Source organism: Oceaniglobus indicus, assembly GCF_002751875.1.
GTDB classification, from domain to species: Bacteria; Pseudomonadota; Alphaproteobacteria; order Rhodobacterales; family Rhodobacteraceae; genus Oceaniglobus; species Oceaniglobus indicus.
The window spans coordinates 1-1,691 of the sequence record NZ_NMZM01000023.1 but is presented as its reverse complement, the minus strand read 5'-3'; the positions used below and the strand labels follow the sequence as shown (position 1 = coordinate 1,691).

At 57.0% G+C, this 1,691-nt stretch carries 2 protein-coding genes; both read right to left on the bottom strand.

The window, feature by feature from the left end; all coding sequences use genetic code 11:
- Nucleotides 1-676: 676 nt before the first annotated feature.
- Nucleotides 677-1,243, bottom strand: a complete 567-nt coding sequence (locus CFP68_RS17765; protein WP_099828266.1) for a hypothetical protein — start codon at nucleotides 1,241-1,243, stop codon at nucleotides 677-679.
- Complete coding sequence (locus CFP68_RS17760) at nucleotides 1,244-1,582, bottom strand: hypothetical protein (RefSeq protein ID WP_099828265.1); 339 nt, start codon at nucleotides 1,580-1,582, stop codon at nucleotides 1,244-1,246.
- Between the last annotated feature and the right edge of the window lie 109 nt (nucleotides 1,583-1,691).

Below are 1,691 nucleotides of genomic sequence, written 5' to 3'. Positions count from 1 at the left end.
GGCTGGCGACATCATGCGAACTTCATCCGGTCCAACCCGCTTGAAACAGCCGAGACCGGTGAAAAATCGAGGTGCCCTAATGCTACTACCAGCCCTATTAAAACAGATTGTGGTAGCACTCTTCCGGCCTCAAATCACAAATTATTCAACTTCTTACTTGGTTTGCTTCGGCGCAAGGAACTAACGCCGCTCTAGCGTGGCGCGCGATTATCTCTGTGACGCGTTAGAGACATTGGTTGCATGAACGACAAATTTCGTCAATGTATGCTTCTTCATCCCAAGAGCATTCGACCTTGTGCCAGTTGGCGCATGATAGATTCGTCTACATAGCTGACCTTCGCTCATCCGATTTTTCTGCGCGACGTCACAAACGACTGGTTCGGAGACGCTGCATTACCGCGATATCCACGTGGCGAATGGCGGCTATGGGCCGGTTGTGACGAAGCTCGCCTCGCTGCATATGCAACCTTGACGTCGCGCACCGCGGGCGGTTTGGGCTCAGAGCCGACATCTGACAGTTTTGGTCATGCCACGGTTTAGTTGTATGGAAAGCACGCGCACCAAGGCGTCGCCCAAACCGAAAACTGGCCAATATCTCACCGGGAAACTGACCAATTTTCCACCGGGATTGCCAAGCCACCAGTAACGCGGTCGGACTGGACGGTTACGAAGCATGTCACGTCTCCTTTTTGAATACCTCCCTCAAGTCATCAACGTGATCGCCGAACTCGTCTGGATATCCCCAACCCATCTGCCCATCGATGCGTTCGAACTCCTTCTCCAGAAGAGGCAGGATATCATCCGCCAGTTTTTGGTCTTGCTCCTTCAACAGGCGGTCTTTGATCTGCCTGACCATCGAACACATGCTGTCATAGAACCGTTCGTCGATATCACCGAACTCTAGGGTGTGGTCGTTCCCACACTGGACGTAGTAGGTCATCAGCGCCAGCGTGTCTCGGGCATTGCCATTTGCCTTTCTGAACTCGCTGATCGCTTTACGACCCTCGGACAGACGCACGTCTTGCTTCCACGGGTCATTCGGACTGACGGCGGCACGAATACGCTTCTTGTAGGGCGTCAGCGTTTGCTTCGGTGCCGAATGTTGCAGCAGTCGAGCATTCAGGAATGCCACGTTCTCGGGACTCAGACGATACAGATCTTGAACGAGACCGACTAACTGTTTGTCCGACCATCCCGAGATGAGCGGTTTGATATCTTTCCAAGACGGTTCGTTGGTTGTCATTCACCCCTCCCGTGCTTGCCGCTGCGCCCGCGTGAAGAAGTGCCGCGACGCCTGTTCTCGCGCGTCCTTGTCAGTCATCACCACGTTCCGCATCGCCAGGCAGCCGGAACAGCGCCATAGCTGCGCACTCGTCCGCGTCCGGCCCGAGCGGACGCGCGCGCCGCACCCGCAGCGCGGGCACGATGCCGCCGGAGCGCCCTTCTCGGCGCAGGCATCGATCTCGAGGACCGCCTCGGCCCGTTCGCGCGCCTCGGCCACCAACCCTTCTGCTTGCCGCAACTCGTGAGGCGACGGACAGGCGAGCATGCGGCCGAACTCGGCCGGATCGAAGCGGGGCATGGCAGACCTCCTGAGATGCCGGGAGCTTCAGAGTAACCACGCCATTGGCACCGCCTGCCTGAGCTTCGCGCCCTGATCTAAGATACGTGTTTAACGACGTCGTTAACGA

Coding starts and splice junctions, on each gene's coding strand:
- CFP68_RS17765 (WP_099828266.1), bottom strand. CDS start 1,243: ATGACAACCAACGAACCGTCTTGGAAAGATATCAAACCGCTCATCTCG.
- CFP68_RS17760 (WP_099828265.1), bottom strand. CDS start 1,582: ATGCCCCGCTTCGATCCGGCCGAGTTCGGCCGCATGCTCGCCTGTCCG.